Genomic DNA, 19,297 nt, shown 5'->3' on the forward strand with positions numbered 1-19,297 from the left:
CGGACGACTTTCGATCCAGTCCTCCATCGTATTCCATGATCGCCGCGCGCTCCTCCCAATCCATCCAGATTTCAATGTGGCTGTCATGTTGCTTCGCCTCGCATTCTGGCGCTTTCGTTGCCAAACGGTGCGTGCCAAGCGTGCCAGCCGTGCCAACCTCCGGACAGTTTGATTGACGCGACACGCCTGGCACACTTGGCACGCACTGTGCGTCGGAAAAGTGTTTGGCTACGACTTCCCGCCAACTCATGACACCAAATCTGTATGCAGGATGGGATTCACTTCGTAATCCTTCGCTCCGCCCGCCCTTGAAACTCGCCTAATCCAGCCAGCTTTTTCGCCTATGCTGGCAGCTTCATCGAAGCGTTTCGTCGCACCACCACCCCGAGAGCCAGGAATACCCCATTCACGGCGCGCTGCTCGGAGATTGAAGCGTGTTAGCTTGGCTTTTCGACAATACTGGAGGATAGATGTTACGATTACCTCTTCCGAGGAAAGGTCGGCGCCATGGTAAGTGCGTACGATTTGCGGCACCAGATAGTCTTCTACCAGCATCACAGCCGCCGCCATATGGCGTTCACTTATTTCACCTGATGGTTCGTCCTCAGATGTTCCAAATGACCAATCCAATAAGTGGAGTATTCCTGCCAAGCGCACGGTCTGTCCAGGCAACTTTCCGAAGGCGCTTCCAATCTTTCCCAATGTTCCAACCCGCCCGGCATAAGCATCACCATACCAATCCTCAAAGCATTTGAATGCATCCGGAGAGAATTGTAGGACATGCTCTTCATACGGCGCCTTGATGACCCTAAGGCGTTCAAGAGCCTTCTCCATATCTGAGTGTGAACATCCGGCTGATATTCGCGACGGTCGGACAAAAGCCGGCCAAAAGACCAGAACTCGAGCCATGAAGCCGTCATCGTCCCCGGACTCGATCAGCAGGCTTTGCAATCTGTCTGGCTGTATTCCTCCAGAGATACTGAAGCTATGGTTCTCGATGAAATATGCGCCATATTTGACCCTCTGGAGCGAGTATGCCCCGCGTTGCCAGGCTTCGAGATAGAATGGCCGGTCGACGCCAGAGCTGTATCGCTCCAGCGAACTGATAAGGCCGGCGAGCTCGTCCCGATCGACGAGAAGGCCGCGATGAGCATGGGGTTCGATACGGGCGAGCGCTTCGACCGTTGAATCGCCTACCATGCAGCGGGGCGGGGTGGCTTTGAGTTCATCCAGCTTCTCCATCTCGCGCTTGATGGCTTCCTGCTTTTCCTTTCCGGAGAGGTTAGGAATGCCGTAAGCTTGCAGTTCGGCGATCATTTCATCGACCTTCTTTTCGTGCTCTTCGATCATTTTCTGCTGGATGGCGTAGAGCCGTTTCCGGATAGGTTGGCTGGCTGGCGTCTTTCCTGAACTGGGAGGGCCCACCACTGCCAACCAGAGGATAAGCGGTTCATGCCAACTCCTGTGCACACGAACCTCGAACGTTCGTCCGGTCAGGGCTGACGTAGCTGCGAGCAACATAGCGGCAACATAATCCACAGGGGCATTTGCACCCTCAGCCGCGCGCTTGATGTAATCTCCCGCCGAGCCGAAGCATTCGATAGGCAATCGCGGAGCGCTTGGCAGAGCATCGCCCAGCAGGGATTTGTCAGGAGCCTCCCAGTTGGCCCCCATGCCTGCATCACGGGCCTGGTCGAGATCTGGCTTGATGTCTGTCATTGCTCTGCTCCCACAAAAGTCCGTGGGCGTTCCTGACCGCGTTGTATTCCGCTTTTAATCGTAGCCAGGATTGCACGTTGCCCGTCTTCCCGGATCAGCCCACAGGCATCAGCGGCCATGAGTAACGATTGCAGAACGTGGTTCAAAGGTAGCAGACCAGCTCCGATGAAAGACCCCAGCGCAGCAGAGGAACGGAACAACTGGGCGTTCCGGTCGCCGCGCGCGCACAGCCTCACAGCAGAAATTTCCGCTGAATAAGCGGCCTCAACATACGCGCTCAGGTTGGCACTACACTTAGGAAGCGGGCGAGGATGATAGACCTCTGCGGGCGGACACAGATCTTTTACCAGTGAGGCCGGCGCCATCGAAAGAGAGGGCATTGGCGAGGCCCAATTATAGGTTGATCCGTATTCCTTCGCGCTCGGAGGAGCAACGACAAATCCCCCTTCTGTACGGACGTCCACGCCTTCAATTGGGAAGCAATTGTGAGCGCTCGTCCAGTTCCTGGCTTTGGCCTCACGAGGAAGAGACAACCAGATATGATAGCCACCACTTGGTGTGCGAGCTACAGGCGTCTTACCCGACAAGCTGTAACGACGCCAGAGGCTCCAGATCGTTTCTGTCGCGTCCCAGCCTTTGGAGGGCCGGTGATCGATGTCGAGCACAACCACATCGGCCGGCAGAGCTATGCCGATCATGATTGGCCCGCACCGAGCAGACAGGCTTTGGAAAAGTACTGCCGCTTCGTCTGCGCTCTTCGGCAACCCGTCCGTATGTCTTCGCCATTGTATCAGGGGGCGTTTGTTTTTAGCCCTAACCGGAAAAGGCGCCCAGCCGTTCCGGAACCATTCCACTGCTGCTTCCGGGATGGAAATTTCTGGCGTGATCAGAGGTACACAGCGAGTTTGAATTTGCTTGGATGTCGGGTAGTCTAAATGGGTCATGCTGATTTTCCTTTTTGGAATCAGTGGAAAGCGCCCGGCCAAGGTTGCAGACAAAAAAGCCCGCTCCGTTGCGACCGGAGCGGGCTTTCCTATTGGGATTGTTGTGATGCGTTCCGCCCGTCAGGCAGATTTTCGAGCCAGGCTTTCAGGTCTGCGGCAAGAATTAGCGTCCTTGAGCCCATTTTCTTGGTGCGAAGGGCACCTTTAGCGATAGCGGCGTATATACTGCTCTTTCCGAGGCCGGACGCATTGCAGGCTTCGGGGATGGTGTATGCAACCGGAACAAACTTGGTCATTGGCTTCTCCATTCACGTCCTCGCGGAAGTTCGAGGACATGCCTGGAGAGTGAGGATTATCTTGGGGGGAACCTATACGCCTCGTTTCCCCCAAAGTTCTTGCTCGCTAAACCATTCTTCAACAGCGGCTTTCAGCACCTTCGGTATGAACCTTATGAGCAAGTCGTTTTTGCGGGAAAGCGCCCATGCTAGAAATGATGGGGCCACTTTGTTCTGAGTTGACGATGAATCGATTTCTTTTCGCCAAGAAGGGACTACGTCGTCTCCGAACCATGACAATAAAATGTCTTCATACGATCGATAAGTTTCTGCCTCTCTGTCTTCGTCTCCAACGATCTCATACCAGTCTTTTCTGAGTGTATCAGGAGCGACATACTCGCCGTATTTGGCTAGAAGGTTGGAAACGTTCTCAGAGGCCTTTCTTCGGCTAAGTCCTGAACCTTGCAGCAATCGAACGGAGCCGATTGCACATCTTTGAAGGTCTCGAAAAGATACGGATACAGACTTGTGTTGGGAATGCGATGGGTGGATTCCGAGTTCGGGTGATGCGCCTACCATTGCGGCCTGAGCGATACGCGATCGAGCGTGTGAAATCATGCTTTGGATTTGCTTGTAACCTTCATAGATCTCGTTGCGTTGATGAATTAGGAATTCCCCCCAGAACAGCCGCATTTGAACTATCGAGAGCACACCTTCAATTTCACGAAAGCGTTGCCGCCTCGTATCCGCGTGATTTGAGGTTCCGAGTTGGAGGCCTAAATCAGACAATTCCCTGATTAAAATACGGGCCCAGGCGGCGATATGTTCATCGGGGATGTCGTCTAAACTGTTCCAACTCTCTGGCACGTCGGAGAATAGACCGTTCGTATCGTCGATGTGCATCTCAAGGGATTCGAACTTTTCAGCTGCTTCAGCAATCCATTGGTCGAGTTTGATCACCTCAACCATGCAGAGACACTACTTTTTCTTCCGTCTCGCCACGACAGAAGGTCGCCCAGGCGTTCATGAGATCCCGACGCTTATCTAGCGCATCACCACGACGATAGGCCCGTTCAGTCTGGTCTCCGACGGCATGAGCCAATGCCATTTCAGCCACATCGCGATGGAAAGAAGTCTTTTCACCTGCCCAGTCTCTGAAGGAGCTACGGAATCCATGGATAGTGAATGCGTCGGCTTGCATGCGTGTCATTAGATTGCGGACCGCCGTCTCAGATATGTGTTTATCGCCGCCAAAGGATGGAAAAACAAAATCACTGCACCTCACTTCGAGTAGCTGTTCAATAAGAGCCATCGCCGGATCGGAAAGCGGAATGCGGTGTTCTTTTCCTGCCTTCATTCGTTCGGGTGGCAGCGTCCATAAGCGGGCATCTAAATCGAACTCCGACCACCGAGCTCCACGGCCTTCAGATGACCGAGTTGCGGTGAGAATTAGAAGTTCCAGAACTTTTGCGCTCAATGCGTCACGTGTTCGAAGGCGCAACATAAATTCCGGAACTTTTAGAAATGGCATCGCTGCAAGATGCTCTACCTGCTTTTTCTGGTCTGGTAGCAGCGCCTTTAGATGTCCTCGCCAGCGCGCGGGGTTTTCGCCATCTCGAAGACCTTTTGCCTTTGCCGCATCAAGCACTTTCTCCATTCGTCCCCTGACGCGCCTCGCTGTTTCACGCTTCTCGTTCCAGATGGGCTTTAAAGCCTGAAGTACGTGCGCTGTTTCAACGGCGTTGACCTGAAGCTCCCATAAAGGCTTCGCGTATGCCGATAGGGATTGGCGCCATTGATAACGATGTTTTTCATTTCGGAAATCATCGAGGTTCGCGTCCAACCATTCTTCGGCGAATGTTCCGAATGTCGGAATATCTGCTTGTTTCGATCGGGCCGCTAGAACATCGCGCGGATTTTGAGGGGGACGACTAGCCAGCATGAACCGAGCTTCCTCCGCTCTCCTGCGCGCTTCCGCAAGCGACACGGTCGGGTAAGACCCCAATCCAATCTCAGGTCTTTTTCCTTGCCAGCGATATATGAAGAGCCAGGACTTCGAGCCCTTCTCGGTGACCTGTAAATGTAAGCCACCGCCATCATTTATCAGAGCTTTGCCCTTGGCGTCTTTAACTTGCTTTGCGGAAAGCCGATTGAGAGTCACTGCCATAATATACCCCGCCATTTACCCCGCCAGATTATGCGGATTGGAGCGGATTGTCATGGAAATTCACGGACACGAACTGCTTTAATACGTTATGTATTAAGGGGAATATTGGATGGTAGCGGACGAGTGCGGAGAACGGTGTGGAGGACCTTGGCTCCACCATTTTCCTTCCGGACACTTCAGGCGAATGCTACGCGGTTTTCAGCGTCAGCAGCTTGAGTCCGGCTGCGCCGAACAGGGCGCCCACCACCACGTCAAATGGCCGCCGCATGCGCCGGTAGATGCCTGCGGCAGACCGTGTCGAGAACAGAAACGCATAGCCGACAAACACCAGAAGACCGGTGAAGGCGCACAGCGTGACGGCCGAAAACAGGAAGGCTGGCGGGGCCGAAGCCGCCGCGCCGACGGAAAGTGTTGCCATCCAGACGAGCGGCGCTTTCGGGTTTGTCAGGTGCAGCAGCAGGCCGCGCAGGAAATGCGTCCGGAAGGATGTGCGGGCAGGGGTGTTTTCCGCAGGGATTACAACGCCCTTGCGGCTGGCCGAGCGCAAGGCCCGGAACGCCAGGAACAGCAGATAGAGCCCGCCGGCAAATTTCATCGCCGTGAAGAACAGGACCGAGGCCTTCAGCGCCGCGACCAGTCCGAAGGCGGCAAGACATCCCCAGAAGGCCGATCCGGCGACGATGCCGAGCGCCAGCAGGGCGGCGGGGGCACGGCCTTCGCGCGCGGCCACATTCACGATCATCAGGGTGGCCGGTCCGGGGCTGGCCGCGCCGACCACAAAGACCGACAGGATCAGTAACAGATTCGGCAGGTGCAGGCTGATGGCTTCGTGTGGCACGGCGCGTCCTTTCCCGGGTCTCTGGACAGGGACGGATAGCAGGTTCACGTCAAAAGAGGCAGGCCGTTCCCTTCAAGGGATCGTTTAAGGAATCTCCTGCCCCGCGGCGCCCGGCCAGGCCGTGAAATACCGCGGATTGTGCCCGAACGGCCGCACTTTTACGTGATCGCCCGCCCCGATCACGCCGCATCGCGGCACTTGAAGCGCCACAATTGCACCCCACCTTTAAGGAGAACGAAAGGTGCCCGCAGGTGCCCTCCTCTGGGACCCCATGTTCGCCGTATCTGTCGTACGACGGAAAGGAGTGCCGACATGTTGAACGACGAAAACACCCCCCGCTTCGATGCGGATCCTATCGTCTACATTCGCCACCTGGGTGAAGACGAAGTGCAGGACCTTGTGCCGGAAAATGCCCTGAAAGGCATTGGGCATTCGGAAGACCTGTTCCTTGTGTCCTCCGCCGACGGCCAGCAACTGGCCATCGTGGAAGGCCGGGAGGCAGCATTCGCTGCCGCCCGGATGCATGACCTGACCCCGGTCAGCGTGCACTGAGGACCATCAACAACACCATCTATAGACCCTCTATGGACCCTATATGCCCCGCCCGCAGAGATGCCGGCGGGGCTTTGTGTTCCGGCGACGGGTTTTCCGGCCCTTGCCATTTTGCCCGCACAAGATGACACTACCGTCAACTATAACCCGGGGGAGATAACGGGCATGAGACCGATCATTCTGGCAGTGGCTGCTGCCGCAATTCTGGCGCCTGCCGCCTGTTCCAAAAAAGACGAGGCCGCTGCGCCGGAAATCGCCGCGCCCGCGGAGGACGGGGTCACCCATGTTTCCGCCGAGGGGGATTTTGCCGAAAACCTGCAACTTGCCCTGATTGAAGCCGAGCCAGGCGACAAGATCGTCATGCCGGAAGGCACGTTCGAGTTCACCACCGGCCTGTCGCTGGACGTGGACGACGTGACGCTGGCCGGGGCCGGGCAGGGCAAGACCATCCTCGACTTCGCCAACCAGACCGGCGCGGGCGAGGGCCTGCTGGTGACCGCAGACGATGTCGTGCTGAGTGATTTCGGCATCCGCGACACCAAGGGCGATGGCATCAAGTCCAAGGATTCAGACCGCATCACCTATCAGTACATCACGGTGGAATGGTCGGGCGAGCCGGATGAGACGAACGGCGCCTATGGCATCTATCCGGTCGAGTCGACCGATGTGCTGGTGCAGAACTGCACGGTCCGCGGCGCCTCCGATGCGGGCATCTATGTCGGCCAGTCGCAGAACATCATCGTCCGGGACTCGGTCGCCGAATACAATGTCGCCGGGATCGAGATCGAGAATTCGTCCTTTGCGGACGTGTACGGAAATGTTGCCCGCCACAATGCGGGCGGCATCCTCGTGTTCGACCTGCCGGACCTGCCTGTGATGGGCGGACATTCCACCCGCGTCTATGACAATGACATCGTCGAAAACAACACGGTGAATTTTGCCCCGGTCGGCAATATCGTGGCGGGCGTGCCCAGCGGCACCGGCATGATCGTCATGGCCAATTCCGATGTTTACATCACCGGAAACCGGTTTGCGGACAATCGCACGGTGGACGTCATGCTGAATGCCTATACAGAGCCGTTCACGGATGAAAACTACAATCCGCTGCTGACGGATATCACCCTCAGCGGCAACACGTATGAAGGCGGGCTGGATGATCCGCAGGGCATGCTGGCGCCTGTCGCGGCTGTGCTGGGCGGGTCGCTGCCGTCCATCGTGACAGATGGCGTCACCCGCTGGAATGGCGGGGAGGACCAGGCCGTCAATCTCGTGATTGCCGAGGCGCCCGAAGTCGGTTTCCTCAATCTGGGGCTCGGCGAATATCCGCTCGACCCGTCGAAGCTGCAGCCCAGCATGGACCGCCCCGCCGGGACACCTGTGCCGGAGCGTGAGGCCGTAGTTCTGCCGCAGGACACGAAACAGCCATGAGACACGTCCTGCCGTTTGCCTGCCTGATCCTCGCGGCATGCGGGGCAGGGCAGGCGGCGGCGCCCACTGTACCGGATCTTGAAACCATTCTGGCGGACAAGCCCGCGCCGGTCCTGTCCGACTACGGCTTTTTTACCGATGCAGGCGCCGATCATCCGGCAAAACGGGTCAAGTCCTACGACCTGATCAATCCGCTCTTCTCGGATGATGCGGACAAGCACCGGTTCATCTATGTCCCCCCGGGTGAACGGGCAAAGGCCGATGGCGCAGGCCTGCCGGAGTTTCCGGTCGGCACGGCGCTGATCAAGACATTCGCGTTCGCGCCAGACCTGCGGGATCCTGAAACCGGGAATTTCAAGGTCGAAACGCGGGTGATCATCCGCAAGGCCGATGGCTGGGCGGCGTTCCCCTATGTCTGGAACGAGGACGGCACACAGGCGACATATGCCCCCGTCGGCGCGCGCCGGACGATCGAGACGATCAGCCCACAGGGCGAGCCGCTGCAGATCCATTACGAAGTGCCCAACAAGAACCAGTGCAAGACCTGCCATCAGAGCGGCGATGTGGTGGAGCCCATCGGGCCGAAACTGCGCAACCTGGATCATCCGGGTCCGGCCGGTGTGGACCAGCTGTCGGACTGGGTGTCGGCGGGCATTCTGGACGGCGTGCCGCTGGGCATGAAGCGGACGCCGGATGCGATGGATGTGAGCCTGCCGCTGGACGCGCGGGCGCGGGGCTATCTCGATATCAATTGCGGCCATTGCCACAATCCGGGTGGCTCGGCGTCGAACTCCGGCCTGTGGCTGATGCTGGAAGAAACTTCCCCCACGCGCCTTGGCCTGAAGAAACATCCGACGGCAGCAGGGCGCGGCTCCGGCGACCGGCGCTATGTCATCGATCCGGGGCACCCGGAGGAATCCATCCTCGCCTTCCGCATGGCCTCCACCGAACCCGGCATCGCCATGCCCGAACTGGGCCGCACCCTGCCAGACCCTGTGGGCATCGACCTGATCAACCAGTGGATCGCGGGGATGGATACGGAATAGGGGGGCGCCTTGCGGACATTCCACGGAATTCATGCATAGTGGCGGATGCAAAGCGGAGGAATAGGGAATGAAGGTCAACGCACTCGACCACGTCAACATCATCACAGACGACATGAAAGGGACGATCGGATTTCTCGTCGACCTGTTCGATCTGGATGTGCGCGATGCGCCGCCGCCGCTTCCTCCGGAACATTATCAATGGCTGTATGACGCCAATGACCGGGCGATATTCCACATCAACTCCAAGCAGGCGCCGCAGGCCTATGTGCGGGATACGCAGGCAGGCCCCACGACGGGCGCCATCCACCATGTCGCGCTCAGCTGCAGTGGGCATGATGCGTTCAGGGAGCGGCTGGAAAAGCACGGCGTCGACTACAAGCTGAACGACATCCCGTCGGTGAACCTGAAGCAGATCTTTTTCACAGAGCCGAACGGCGTGCTGATCGAACTCAATTTTTACGGTTCATGAGCGGCCAGGCACCTTCCGGGGCATGGAGCGCTCCCACTTCAAATTCTAATTCATGTCTGTCTGGTCTCTCAGGTCTGCTCTCACCCGAGATCGGGCGAACATGAGCAGGATGCTGTGAGGCAGGCATTTGGATGCAGGCAGATGATTGCAACTACATCCCCTCGGCTTTTGCGCGCCTCCAGTAGTAGATGGCCATGAGCGTGACGATAGCGGGGACCATCAATCCATATTCGTCGATCCAGAACCGCGTCTGATCATTAGGCGTGGTGAGTGGTGAGAAGATCTTCTGGATGTAGATATTGTGGGCGCCGTGGAAGAAGATGGCGGGCCACAGGGAGTTCGACCTGAACGTATAATACGCCATGATGACGGACATGCTGGTGATCATCAGGGTGAAGCAGGCGATCTGGAAAAGCGGGTCTCCAAATCCGTATTTGATGATGATCGGATAGTGCCACGCGGACCAGACGATGCCGCTGATCAGGGCGACGCCGCTGAATGGCAAAACCTTTCTCAGTTCCCAGATGAAGAAACCACGCCAGCCGATTTCCTCGCCCGCGATCGTGCCGAGGGATTTTGCGAATTGTATCGTTGCGAACAACGCCACCATCAGCGCCGCTGCCAGAACCGGGCTGCCCGGCAAGCCAAGGTCTTCCGACCACTCGGACATCGTGTTTGCGTCGAATGCGCCGCCGAAGCCAGCAATCCAGGCGAGCGCATAGCTGATCGTCACATAGGCGACCGGGACCAGATAGGATTGGACGTTGTCGCGCCAGTTCCCGATTCCCCACGGCAGCGACGCAATTTTCCGCCCCGTGATCTTGAGCGTCAGAAACGCTGCGATGGCCGGACACCACATCAAGGCGCCCACATAGATGCTGACCGGCGCGAGGCCGACAATGGCGAAATGCCAGACTGCGCTGATGGCCGTCAGAATGACCAGGAATATGGCGATGGCCTTCCAGGCAGCCCGCTTGTCCGTTTCGGCGGTCGTCATGTCATCTGGCTTTCTGGTTCTTGTCTGATGCTTCGGCCTTTGTCGCATGCTTGCGAATGCGCTCGAGCAAGGGCGTACGGCGCAGCGCATCGATCGCGCCATCCAGAATGGCTGAAAGGTCGTGATCGATTTCGGCGTACAGATCGTTGAATGCCTGTTCGATCTCTGCCAGGCGAACGCACAAGCGCTGATACTGCACCTTGCCGTTCTTCGTCAGTCGCAGGACTTTGCGGCGGCGATCCTTTGGGTCGTCCCTGCGTTCCAGCAAGCCAAGCCGTATGAGGCCCTCGACACGTTGAGCCGACAATTGGTGGGGTTCATCAAGGGCCTTGGCGATATCCGCCAGGGAAACCTGGTCCTTTTCTCCGATGAACAGGGTGCAGGCGACCGCCCTTGCAGGGACCGTGATCTCCGCCTCACGCAGCAGGTCGTCGCCTTGATCGGCGATGAGGTCCACCAGTCTCAGGAGCTTGTTGGACACGAACGCGCCTTTCAGCGCGTGCTCGTCTCTGAAATTCGTCGCCTTCATGTTGTCCACCATATACGCATTAAATTGCGCAATTAATTGCGTATATGGTTCGCGCAGGCGAATGTCAAATGGCGCGCGGGTCTCCTCAGAGAAGGGCGATATCCCCCGAACGCCCCATCCCGCTTGCTCTTCCACAGGCTCGGGCATAGGGTGCGCGCGCTTTAACCCGAGGACCGAAACCCATGGCCGATACGCAGCGCCCAAGCCTTCCCGTCACGCTCGATGATGTGAAAGCCGCTGCAATGATTATTGCAGGCCAGGTGGAAAGAACGCCGTTCAGGCACTCGAAAACGCTGTCGGATATCACCGGCGCGGAAGTGTGGGTGAAATTCGAAAATCACCAGTACACCGCCGCCTTCAAGGAGCGCGGCGCGCTGAACCGGCTGTCGTCCCTGTCAGATGAGCAGAAAAAGGCCGGCGTCATCGCCGCCTCGGCCGGCAATCACAGCCAGGGCGTGGCCTATCACGCCAAGCGGCTGGGCATTCCGGCGACCATCGTGATGCCGGAAACGACGCCCTTCACAAAGGTTGAGCAGACCCGGTCGCATGGCTGCCGCGTCCTGCTGAAGGGCCTGAATTTCGATGAGGCCAAGGCCGAAGCCTATAATGTGCAACAGCGCGAAGGGCTGACCTTCATCCACCCGTTCGACGACCCCCACATCATTGCGGGGCAGGGGACGGTCGCGCTGGAAATGCTGGAAGACAAGCCGGACCTCGACATGCTGGTCATCCCGATCGGCGGCGGCGGCCTGATCGCCGGCTCGGCCGTGGCGGCCCGGGGGATCAACCCGGAGATCAGCGTCATCGGCGTGGAGTCGGCGATGTATCCGGCGATGCGACAGGAACTCGCCGGAGAGTCCGTCCATGTCGGCGGCTCGACCATTGCCGAGGGCATCGCCGTCAAGGATGTCGGCCGGATGCCGCTGGAGATCGTGCGCCAGCTGGTGGACGATATCGTCCTCGTCGAAGAGGCGCACCTCGAACGCGCGATCACGCTCTATGCAGAGGTCGAGAAGACGATTGCCGAAGGCGCCGGCGCCGCGGGCCTTGCGGCGCTGCTGGCCCATCCGGCGCGCTTCAGCGGCCACAAGGTGGGCGTCGTGCTGTGCGGCGGCAATATCGACACGCGGCTGCTCGCCTCGGTGCTGACCCGGGCGCTGGTACGCGAGAACCGGCTGGCCCGTATCCGCATCATCGGCGACGACCGGCCGGGCCTGCTGGCGCTGGTCTCCAAGATCATCGGCGATGCCGGGGCGAACATCATGGAAGTCGCGCACAACCGCATCGCGCTGGACGTTCCGGCCAAGGGCGCGGAGTTCGACATCCTGATCGAGACCCGCGACAGCCAGCACACGCAGGAAGTGGTCGAAGCGCTGACCATGGCCGGCTATCCGCCGCGCAGCATGTGACATCTGTAATGTTGAACGCTGGCCGGGACGGGTGACTCCGCCCCGGAAGCGGCCTAGACCCGGACCCAAATAAAGAAGCCCAAACGGAGCCTCAATATGAAGCGCATCCTCGCTGTTGCCGCCAGTGCGGCCCTTGCCCTGATTGCCGGCTGTACCGGCGACCAGACCCCGACCGATATCGACGCAGTGTTCGATCAGCACCTGCCATGGAACCCCGATGCCAAAGGCGTCCAGACCGACGAATCCGGCCTGCAATGGATCGTGATCCGGGAAGGGGATGGCAAAGGGGCGAGCCCGGAGGTCAGCGACCTCGTCAGTGTCGATTATGAAGGCCGCACGGCCGATGGCGAAAAATTCGATTCCTCATTTGACCGCGGCAAGCCCGCCATGTTCCGCCTGAACCAGGTGATCCCCGGCTGGACCATCGGCCTGCAGAAGATGCACGAGGGCGACCAGTACCTGTTCTACGTCCCGAACAAGCTGGCCTATGGCAATGCCGACCGGGGCCCGGTGATCAAGGCGGGCGACGATCTCACCTTCCTGGTCGACCTTGTCGATGTGATGGAGCCGAAATCCGTCGATACGGCGGCCTGGGAAAAGTACACGCCGTGGGATCATGACTCGCCGGACGTGAAGAAAACCGGGTCCGGCCTCGAATATGTCGTCCTGGCAAGCGGGGACGAAGACGGGGCCAGCCCGGTGAACGGGCAGGACGTCGTCGTCTATTATGAGGGCCGCCTCGCCGAGACGGGCGAAATGTTCGACAGCGCCTTCCAGCGCGGCGCGCCGGAAATCTTCCCGTCCAACCGCCTGATCCGCGGCTGGGTCGAGGCCCTGTCGATGATGAAGCCGGGCGACCGCTGGCTGCTCTACATCCCGTCAGACCTTGCCTATGGCAAGAAAGGTACGCCGGGCGGGCCGATCCCGCCGAATTCCGATCTCGTGTTCGAGGTCGAGCTTGCGGACGTGTTGAACTAGCGCGCTCAGCTGTCTTCCACGTCTGCCCGGAAGAAGATGGGCAGGCGGACGGATGACTGGAACCAGGGCTGTTGCTGGTTGGCGGTTTCGGCGATCACGTCGCCGCTGACCTGCAGCATCACCTTGTTGATGTCGATGCGGTCCGGTGACCGGACGCGGCGCGCGAACGCATCGGCAAAGACGGATGGGCCATAGGTGTCCGGCCGGGTCGTGCCGGGCTTGTCGGCATAGGCGATCACGACATTGGCGTCGGATGTGTAGTCGGCAAAGCCGGGCTCCAGCCCCTTGGTCTCCATCGGCGAGTCGTATTTGCGTCCACAATCGACCATGACGATCACGGCCTGCGCAGCGGAGTCTTCCAGGAACTCGACCGCGTCCTGCAGTTTCGCCCCGCTCTCCCCGACCTCGTAATCATTGCGGGGCAGGGGGCCGTTCGGGATCAGGTAATTGTCTTCGCCATAGAGGGATGCTCCGTATCCGGCGAAATAGACGACGCCCACGCTGGCCGGGCCGGCCGCGTTCAGGGCGTTGCGCAGCATGGCAAGCCCGTCATTGAAGCCGGCAAGGTCTGCATTCCGGATGTGGCGCACCTTGTAGCCGCTTTCGCCAAGCGCGCTGGCGACTTTCTCACCGTCCGCATGCGTGTTCGGCAGGCCATAGGGATCGCTTTCGGAGTAATCATTGGAAAAGACGAGCGCCACGCGCAGCGGGTTCTGGCTGACCGGCGCCGAGGGGGCACCCGGCGCCCGGCTCCACGATCCGATCTTGATGTCGCTGGACCGGCGCTGCAGGCGTGACAAATTCATCGGCTCCTGACGCTGCCGCGTCATTTCCAGCACGTCGAGGCGGACATTCTCGAACATGTCGCGCACCGTGACGGCGGGCTCCAGCAGGCGCGTGCCGAGGGCCTTCGCATAAGGGCCATTCCCGTCATCGGCCAGCCCGTCGCTGGCGGTCTCGCCCTCCCAGGTGGCGAAGGAGATGAACATGTTGCGCTCTTCCGCGCTGCCAGCAGACCGGCGCAGGCCGCGGAAGGATTCTCCGCCGCCGAGCGCGCGTTCCGCTTCCGGCAGTTTCAGCACATTGCGGCAGGCATCAATCGACAGGACGGTCGGCGCCTCGCTATCAGTCAGCTTGCCCATTACCCAGTCGAGGGACACCGAATCGTCCCACAGCGCCTCGTCCAGCACGGCGGCGTCCTCCACCGGGATCAGGAAATTGCCTTCGCCGTCGCGGGCGGCGCCATGGCCGGAATAATAGACAAAGCCCGTGGCATCCGGCCCGCTGGCCTGCATCGCGTCGACATAGGCGCGGAACGCCGACATCATCTCCGACCGGCCGGCATCCTTCACCACATCGCCGGTCACGAGGGAGAAGCCGCATTCGACAATGCCTTCGGCCACGCGGTGAGCGTCCCTCACCGGATTGGCCAGGGTGCCGATGCCCTCGGAATAGGCCGCATTGCCGATGATCAGCGCGTGGCGGGGCCCGCGGCCGCTTCCGTTCCCGCTCTCGTCGGCCCGGCCGGGCCAGGGCAGGGCGGCAGCGCCTCCGAGCAACAGTAAGTGCCGGCGTGAAATCATGTTCCCACTCCACTCATCTCACGAAGGTTAATCGTCTCGTAGAGCCGCGCGCCAGTCAATGACGCCGCTGCGGGCTTGCCTATGGCAACCCGGCCTGACAGGAAGGGCGCCGGATTTCCATCAGGAGGACAGGTGTGGCGATTACAGGTGACACGCTGGCGCGCATTGCGCTGGATGCGGGCAAACTGATCATGGAAATCTATGACGGCGATTTCGATTTTACGCGAAAAGGCGACGATTCTCCGGTCACGCTCGCGGATGAGAAGGCCGAGGCGCTGATCCTGGCTGCGCTGGCCGAGGCCGATCCGGACCTGAAAGTCATCGCCGAGGAGGCCATGGCCGCCGGGCAGATGCCGGAACACGGGGCCCGCTTCGCGCTGGTCGATCCGCTGGATGGCACCAAGGAGTTCATCAACAAGAATGGCGAGTTCACCGTGAACATTGCCATTATCGAGCATGGCCGCCCGGTCATGGGCGTTGTCTATGCGCCGGCCCAGTCGCGCCTGTTCGTGGCAGACGCCCACAATTCCGCCTGGCAGGCAGAGGCTGCGCCGGGCGCGGACGTACCGGGCGAGCGCACGCCGCTGCGCATCCGCAAGGCGCCGGAAGAGGGGCTGACAGCGGTCGCGTCCAAATCCCACCGCACGCCGGAAACTGATGCGTTCCTCGAAAAGTTCACGATTGCCGACATCAAAGGCGCGGGCTCTTCCCTCAAATTCTGCCTGATCGCGGCGGGCGAAGCCGATCTCTATCCGCGCATGGGGCGCACCATGGAATGGGACACCGCTGCCGGACAGGCCGTGGTGGAAGCCGCCGGTGGCCGGGTGCTGACCGAAGAGGGCGCGCCGCTTCTCTATGGCAAGCGCGAGCGCGGCTATGATAATCCGTATTTTATTGTGTATGGCGGCGTGTCTCCGGTCTGACATAGTCCTGCCACGTTCCGGTATCGTTTTCTCCAGCTTTTCCTGCGACCAGTTCGGTCAGGGAGTATCATCATGGCACGTCAGTTCTTTGGCACGGATGGCATCCGCGGCCGCGTAAACCAGAAACCCATGACCGTGGAGACGGCGCTGCGCCTGTCCATTGCGGCGGCCCGCGCCTTTGCGCCCGATGGCGGCCGGGACGTCATTGTCGGGCGGGACACGCGCCGTTCCGGCGAGATGATCGAAGCCGCCATTGTTGCGGGCCTCAGCAGCATGGGCCTGACGCCGGTCTGCGTCGGCATCGTGCCCACCCCGGCGGTCGCCCTGCTGACGCGGGAGACCGGCGCGGCTTTCGGCCTGATGGTGACGGCCTCGCACAACAAGTTCCAGGACAATGGCCTGAAGCTGTTTTCGCCGGATGGCGTGAAGTTCACCGATGAGGTCGAGGAAGCCCTCGAGACCGGCATGTTCGATGCGTTCGAGGGAAGCTATGCCGCCCCGGCAGACGTCGTGACGCCGCGCAAGATGGAAGAGGGCGTCCGGCGCTATGTCGAGCGGTGCCTTGAGGCGGTTGAACCGGAAGCGGACTTTTCGAAACTGAAAGTCGTGCTCGACTGCGCCAATGGTGCGGCCTACCGGGCAGGCCCGGATGCGCTGCGCAAGCTTGGCTGTGATCTCACCGTGATGGGCGTGTCGCCGGATGGGGTGAACATCAATGCCGGGGTCGGCTCAACCGACACCAAGGCGCTGATGAAGGCCGTGACCGACAGCAAAGCCGATATTGGGATTGCCTTCGATGGTGACGCAGACCGGCTGATCGTGGTCGACGAGCTGGGCGAAGAGGTCGATGGCGATCAGGTGATGGCGCTGATCGCGACGGAACTGTTCCACACCGGGCGCCTGAAGGGCGGCGGCATGGTGGCGACCGTCATGTCGAATATGGGGTTGGCGGAGTATCTGAAAGGCCTTGGCCTGACACTGGCCCGCACGAAAGTGGGCGACCGCTATGTCGGCGAACATATGCGCGCGCACGGCTTCAATCTGGGCGGCGAGCAGTCCGGCCATATCATCCTGTCGGATGTCTCGACCACGGGCGATGGCCTGCTGGCGGCGCTGCAGGTGCTGAAGGTGCTGGCCCGTACGGGCAAGAAGGCGTCCGTAGTCGGACGTGTGTTCGAACCCGCGCCGCAGAAGCTCGTCAATATCCGCTATGCCGGGACCAATCCGCTGGAGACCGACCGGGTGATATCCGCCATTGCCCGCGCCGAGGCCGAGATGGGGGAGAAGGGGCGTCTGGTGGTTCGCAAGTCCGGCACCGAGCCGCTGATCCGCGTCATGGCCGAAGCCCTGGAAGAAGACATGATGAAACAGGCGCTGGATGATGTGGTGGAGGCCGTCGAGGCCGAAGCCTGATTTGGCCACGATTTCCGCCGGGGATTGCCCCTCGGGTATGCCCGCCTGCCTTTCGTTGGGGAACGAATTGCCTCTCTGGCCTGATCGCCTATCATCCGGCGAAACAAGAACAGGTATTGGGAGACACACTGCATGGCCGACGCGACCGAGTTGCCGCCCTTCCGCCCGCTGCCGCAGAAGACACCGGATGTCGAGATGCGCACCGCGCCGGGCGGGATCCATTACATTTCCGCCCGTCAGGCCCCGGGCCCGCGCCCGCGCACCATCCCGCACTGCCTGGACGAGCGCGCCGCCGAGCATCCGGACCGGCCGTTTCTGAAACAGCGTGATCCGGAAACCGATGAATGGGTGACCGTCACCTATGGCGAGGCGGCCCGGATCACGGACAGCCTGGCGCAGGCCTTCCTCGACATGGGGGCCGGGCCTGATGCGCCGGTGATGATCCTGTCCGGCAATTCGATCCGGTCTGCCATGGTGATCCTGGCGGCGCAGAAAATCGGGGCGCCGGCCGCGCCGATCTCGGTGCCGTATTCCACCATGTCCACCGATTTCGAGAAGCTGAAACACTGTTTCGGGGCCGTTAGCCCGAAGATCATTTTCGCCGAGACGCTGGAGCCGTTCAAAAAGGCAATTGCCGCGCTCGATTGCGATGACTGCAAAGTGTTCGCTGCCGATACGGGCGGCGACAATACGGTGCTGTCCTATGACGCGCTGGCAGCGACCGAGCCGACAGACGCGGTCCGTGAGGCGCGGGACCGGCTGACCGATGCCAGTATCGGCAAGTATCTTTTCACCTCCGGCTCGACCGGGATGCCAAAGCCGGTGCCGACGACGCAGGGCGCCATGTGTTCCATGATCGCGGGGCAGGAAGGCCTGCGCGATACGGCGCGTGACCCGGATCATGATCCGGATACGGCCGAAAACCTGCTCGACTGGCTGCCCTGGAACCATATCTCCGGCTCCAATGTGAATTTCAATGGGGCGCTGTGGAATGGCGCGACCTTCTGGATCGATGGCGGCAAGCCGACCCCGGCGCTGTTCCACGAGACAATCCGCAATGTCCGGGATTGTTCGCCGTCGGTCTTTGGCACCGCGCCGATTGCGCTCGCCATGCTGGCCGAAGCCATGGAAGCCGATGACGAGCTGCTGACGGCCTTCTTCAGGAACATGCGTTCCATCGGATATGGCGGGGCGACCCTGTCGGACGATCTGTATGAGCGCCTGCAGGCACTGGCGATCAAGGCCACCGGCAAGCGCATTCCGATCGTCACCATGTATGGCGCAACCGAAACGCAGGGCATCACCGTGGTGCACTGGGAGGTGGAGCGGGTCGGCCTGATTGGCCTGCCGTTGCCGGGATCGGAACTGAAACTGGTGCCGAATGGCGACAAGCTGGAAGTGCGCGTCAAAGGCCCGTCGGTTATGCCCGGTTATCACAACAACCCGGAAAAGAATGCTGAAGCGTTCGACGAAGAAGGCTTCTACTGCCTCGGCGACGCGGTGAAGTTTGTCGACGAGAACGATCCGAACAAGGGTCTGATCTTCGACGGCCGGGTCGGGGAGGACTTCAAGCTCTCCTCCGGCACATGGGTCAGTGTCGGCACGCTGCGGCCGGATTATGTGGCGGCCTGTTCGCCGCTGATCTTCGACGCGGTGATCTGCGGCCAGGACAAGGACGTCATCGGTGCGCTGGTCTGGCCATCGCCGGCCGGGATGGAGCAGCTGGTCAAGGAGAACAATGGCGACATGCAGGCAGCCTTCGGTGTGCTGACGGAACAGCTGGCGAAGAAAACGGCTGCCTTCAATGCCAATGAACCCGGTTCGTCCCGCCGTATCCGCCGGGTCATGGTGATGGCGGAGCCGCCAAGTGTCGATGCGGGCGAGATCACCGACAAGGGCTATGTGAACCAGCGCCTGGTGCAGGCCCGCCGGTCCGATCTGGTGGCCGCGCTGTTCTCCAACCCGCCGGGGCCGGGCGTCATCACGCTCTGACGGCTGAAAACCCTTGCAAGTTTAAGTCGTTGGAA

General features: G+C 60.3%; 18 protein-coding genes. 9 read left to right on the forward strand and 9 right to left on the reverse strand.

The features are described from left to right. Positions 1–246: 246 nt before the first annotated feature. The 6 genes from HAD_RS05365 to HAD_RS05385 all read right to left on the reverse strand — a co-directional run bounded on the left by HAD_RS05365 (position 247) and on the right by HAD_RS05385 (position 5,943). Positions 247–1,719: a DUF3987 domain-containing protein gene (locus HAD_RS05365; protein ID WP_035569849.1), complete on the reverse strand. Its 1,473-nt coding sequence runs from the start codon at positions 1,717–1,719 to the stop codon at positions 247–249. Continuing rightward, a complete protein-coding gene (locus HAD_RS18335; protein ID WP_084331776.1) occupies positions 1,716–2,663 on the reverse strand; it encodes a bifunctional DNA primase/polymerase in 948 nt (315 codons plus the stop codon). Before HAD_RS18335 ends, HAD_RS05365 begins: the two co-directional genes overlap by 4 nt. Before the next feature lie 89 nt (positions 2,664–2,752). After that, the gene (locus tag HAD_RS05370) at positions 2,753–2,959 is read right to left on the reverse strand and encodes a helix-turn-helix domain-containing protein (protein ID WP_035571686.1); all 207 of its coding nucleotides are present in this window, start codon (positions 2,957–2,959) and stop codon (positions 2,753–2,755) included. 72 nt (positions 2,960–3,031) lie between these two features. Further along, entirely contained in the window at positions 3,032–3,907 is an 876-nt protein-coding gene (locus HAD_RS05375; protein ID WP_035569850.1) for a hypothetical protein, read from the reverse strand. Continuing rightward, on the reverse strand, positions 3,900–5,120 hold the full coding sequence (locus HAD_RS05380; RefSeq protein ID WP_206741244.1) for a tyrosine-type recombinase/integrase: 1,221 nt from the start codon (positions 5,118–5,120) through the stop codon (positions 3,900–3,902). Before HAD_RS05380 ends, HAD_RS05375 begins: the two co-directional genes overlap by 8 nt. Positions 5,121–5,292: 172 nt before the next feature. After that, the gene (locus HAD_RS05385) at positions 5,293–5,943 is read right to left on the reverse strand and encodes a LysE family translocator (RefSeq protein WP_051595938.1); all 651 of its coding nucleotides are present in this window, start codon (positions 5,941–5,943) and stop codon (positions 5,293–5,295) included. A gap of 312 nt (positions 5,944–6,255) precedes the next feature. Here HAD_RS05385 and HAD_RS05390 point away from each other — a divergent pair, with 312 nt between their 5' ends. The 4 genes from HAD_RS05390 to HAD_RS05405 all read left to right on the forward strand — a co-directional run bounded on the left by HAD_RS05390 (position 6,256) and on the right by HAD_RS05405 (position 9,438). Further along, the gene (locus HAD_RS05390; protein WP_035569852.1) at positions 6,256–6,495 is read left to right on the forward strand and encodes a DUF1150 family protein; all 240 of its coding nucleotides are present in this window, start codon (positions 6,256–6,258) and stop codon (positions 6,493–6,495) included. 165 nt (positions 6,496–6,660) lie between these two features. Beyond that, a complete protein-coding gene (locus HAD_RS05395) occupies positions 6,661–7,923 on the forward strand; it encodes a parallel beta-helix domain-containing protein (RefSeq protein WP_035569854.1) in 1,263 nt (420 codons plus the stop codon). Next, the gene (locus HAD_RS05400) at positions 7,920–8,969 is read left to right on the forward strand and encodes an SO2930 family diheme c-type cytochrome (protein WP_035569855.1); all 1,050 of its coding nucleotides are present in this window, start codon (positions 7,920–7,922) and stop codon (positions 8,967–8,969) included. The genes HAD_RS05395 and HAD_RS05400 overlap by 4 nt, the downstream gene beginning before the upstream one ends. Positions 8,970–9,036: 67 nt before the next feature. After that, complete coding sequence (locus HAD_RS05405; protein ID WP_035569856.1) at positions 9,037–9,438, forward strand: VOC family protein; 402 nt, start codon at positions 9,037–9,039, stop codon at positions 9,436–9,438. A gap of 151 nt (positions 9,439–9,589) precedes the next feature. Here HAD_RS05405 and HAD_RS05410 read toward each other — a convergent pair whose 3' ends face one another. Beyond that, the gene (locus HAD_RS05410; protein WP_035569857.1) at positions 9,590–10,435 is read right to left on the reverse strand and encodes a CPBP family intramembrane glutamic endopeptidase; all 846 of its coding nucleotides are present in this window, start codon (positions 10,433–10,435) and stop codon (positions 9,590–9,592) included. A 1-nt stretch (position 10,436) separates the two neighbouring features. Then, positions 10,437–11,111, reverse strand: coding sequence for a winged helix DNA-binding protein (locus tag HAD_RS05415; protein WP_084331778.1), 675 nt, complete (start codon positions 11,109–11,111; stop codon positions 10,437–10,439). Positions 11,112–11,146: 35 nt separating this feature from the next. Here HAD_RS05415 and HAD_RS05420 point away from each other — a divergent pair, with 35 nt between their 5' ends. Next, complete coding sequence (locus HAD_RS05420) at positions 11,147–12,373, forward strand: threonine ammonia-lyase (RefSeq protein WP_035569859.1); 1,227 nt, start codon at positions 11,147–11,149, stop codon at positions 12,371–12,373. Positions 12,374–12,469: 96 nt separating this feature from the next. After that, positions 12,470–13,351, forward strand: coding sequence for an FKBP-type peptidyl-prolyl cis-trans isomerase (locus tag HAD_RS05425; protein WP_051595939.1), 882 nt, complete (start codon positions 12,470–12,472; stop codon positions 13,349–13,351). Between the two features lie 5 nt (positions 13,352–13,356). On the opposite strand, the gene HAD_RS05430 is transcribed toward HAD_RS05425, so the two are convergent. Continuing rightward, entirely contained in the window at positions 13,357–14,934 is a 1,578-nt protein-coding gene (locus HAD_RS05430) for a caspase family protein (RefSeq protein WP_084331779.1), read from the reverse strand. 134 nt (positions 14,935–15,068) lie between these two features. Between HAD_RS05430 and cysQ the strand changes: the two genes are divergently transcribed. The 3 genes from cysQ (at position 15,069) to HAD_RS05445 (ending at position 19,262) form a co-directional block, all read left to right on the forward strand. Continuing rightward, positions 15,069–15,857, forward strand: coding sequence for a 3'(2'),5'-bisphosphate nucleotidase CysQ (gene cysQ / locus HAD_RS05435; RefSeq protein WP_035569861.1), 789 nt, complete (start codon positions 15,069–15,071; stop codon positions 15,855–15,857). A 72-nt stretch (positions 15,858–15,929) separates the two neighbouring features. Beyond that, on the forward strand, positions 15,930–17,270 hold the full coding sequence (gene glmM / locus HAD_RS05440) for a phosphoglucosamine mutase (RefSeq protein ID WP_035569862.1): 1,341 nt from the start codon (positions 15,930–15,932) through the stop codon (positions 17,268–17,270). Between the two features lie 132 nt (positions 17,271–17,402). Next, the gene (locus HAD_RS05445) at positions 17,403–19,262 is read left to right on the forward strand and encodes an AMP-binding protein (protein WP_035569863.1); all 1,860 of its coding nucleotides are present in this window, start codon (positions 17,403–17,405) and stop codon (positions 19,260–19,262) included. Positions 19,263–19,297: the final 35 nt, after the last annotated feature.

This window comes from Hyphomonas adhaerens MHS-3, assembly GCF_000685235.1.
GTDB lineage: Bacteria > Pseudomonadota > Alphaproteobacteria > Caulobacterales > Hyphomonadaceae > Hyphomonas > Hyphomonas adhaerens.

Bases quoted from the DNA above. Each gene is read 5' to 3' on its own strand.
- HAD_RS05365 (WP_035569849.1), bottom strand. From the start codon at position 1,719: ATGACAGACATCAAGCCAGATCTCGACCAGGCCCGTGATGCAGGCATG.
- HAD_RS18335 (WP_084331776.1), bottom strand. From the start codon at position 2,663: ATGACCCATTTAGACTACCCGACATCCAAGCAAATTCAAACTCGCTGT.
- HAD_RS05370 (WP_035571686.1), bottom strand. From the start codon at position 2,959: ATGACCAAGTTTGTTCCGGTTGCATACACCATCCCCGAAGCCTGCAAT.
- HAD_RS05375 (WP_035569850.1), bottom strand. From the start codon at position 3,907: ATGGTTGAGGTGATCAAACTCGACCAATGGATTGCTGAAGCAGCTGAA.
- HAD_RS05380 (WP_206741244.1), bottom strand. From the start codon at position 5,120: ATGGCGGGGTATATTATGGCAGTGACTCTCAATCGGCTTTCCGCAAAG.
- HAD_RS05390 (WP_035569852.1), top strand. From the start codon at position 6,256: ATGTTGAACGACGAAAACACCCCCCGCTTCGATGCGGATCCTATCGTC.
- HAD_RS05395 (WP_035569854.1), top strand. From the start codon at position 6,661: ATGAGACCGATCATTCTGGCAGTGGCTGCTGCCGCAATTCTGGCGCCT.
- HAD_RS05400 (WP_035569855.1), top strand. From the start codon at position 7,920: ATGAGACACGTCCTGCCGTTTGCCTGCCTGATCCTCGCGGCATGCGGG.
- HAD_RS05405 (WP_035569856.1), top strand. From the start codon at position 9,037: ATGAAGGTCAACGCACTCGACCACGTCAACATCATCACAGACGACATG.
- HAD_RS05410 (WP_035569857.1), bottom strand. From the start codon at position 10,435: ATGACGACCGCCGAAACGGACAAGCGGGCTGCCTGGAAGGCCATCGCC.
- HAD_RS05415 (WP_084331778.1), bottom strand. From the start codon at position 11,111: ATGCCCGAGCCTGTGGAAGAGCAAGCGGGATGGGGCGTTCGGGGGATA.
- HAD_RS05420 (WP_035569859.1), top strand. From the start codon at position 11,147: ATGGCCGATACGCAGCGCCCAAGCCTTCCCGTCACGCTCGATGATGTG.
- HAD_RS05425 (WP_051595939.1), top strand. From the start codon at position 12,470: ATGAAGCGCATCCTCGCTGTTGCCGCCAGTGCGGCCCTTGCCCTGATT.
- HAD_RS05430 (WP_084331779.1), bottom strand. From the start codon at position 14,934: ATGATTTCACGCCGGCACTTACTGTTGCTCGGAGGCGCTGCCGCCCTG.
- glmM (WP_035569862.1), top strand. From the start codon at position 15,930: ATGGCACGTCAGTTCTTTGGCACGGATGGCATCCGCGGCCGCGTAAAC.
- HAD_RS05445 (WP_035569863.1), top strand. From the start codon at position 17,403: ATGGCCGACGCGACCGAGTTGCCGCCCTTCCGCCCGCTGCCGCAGAAG.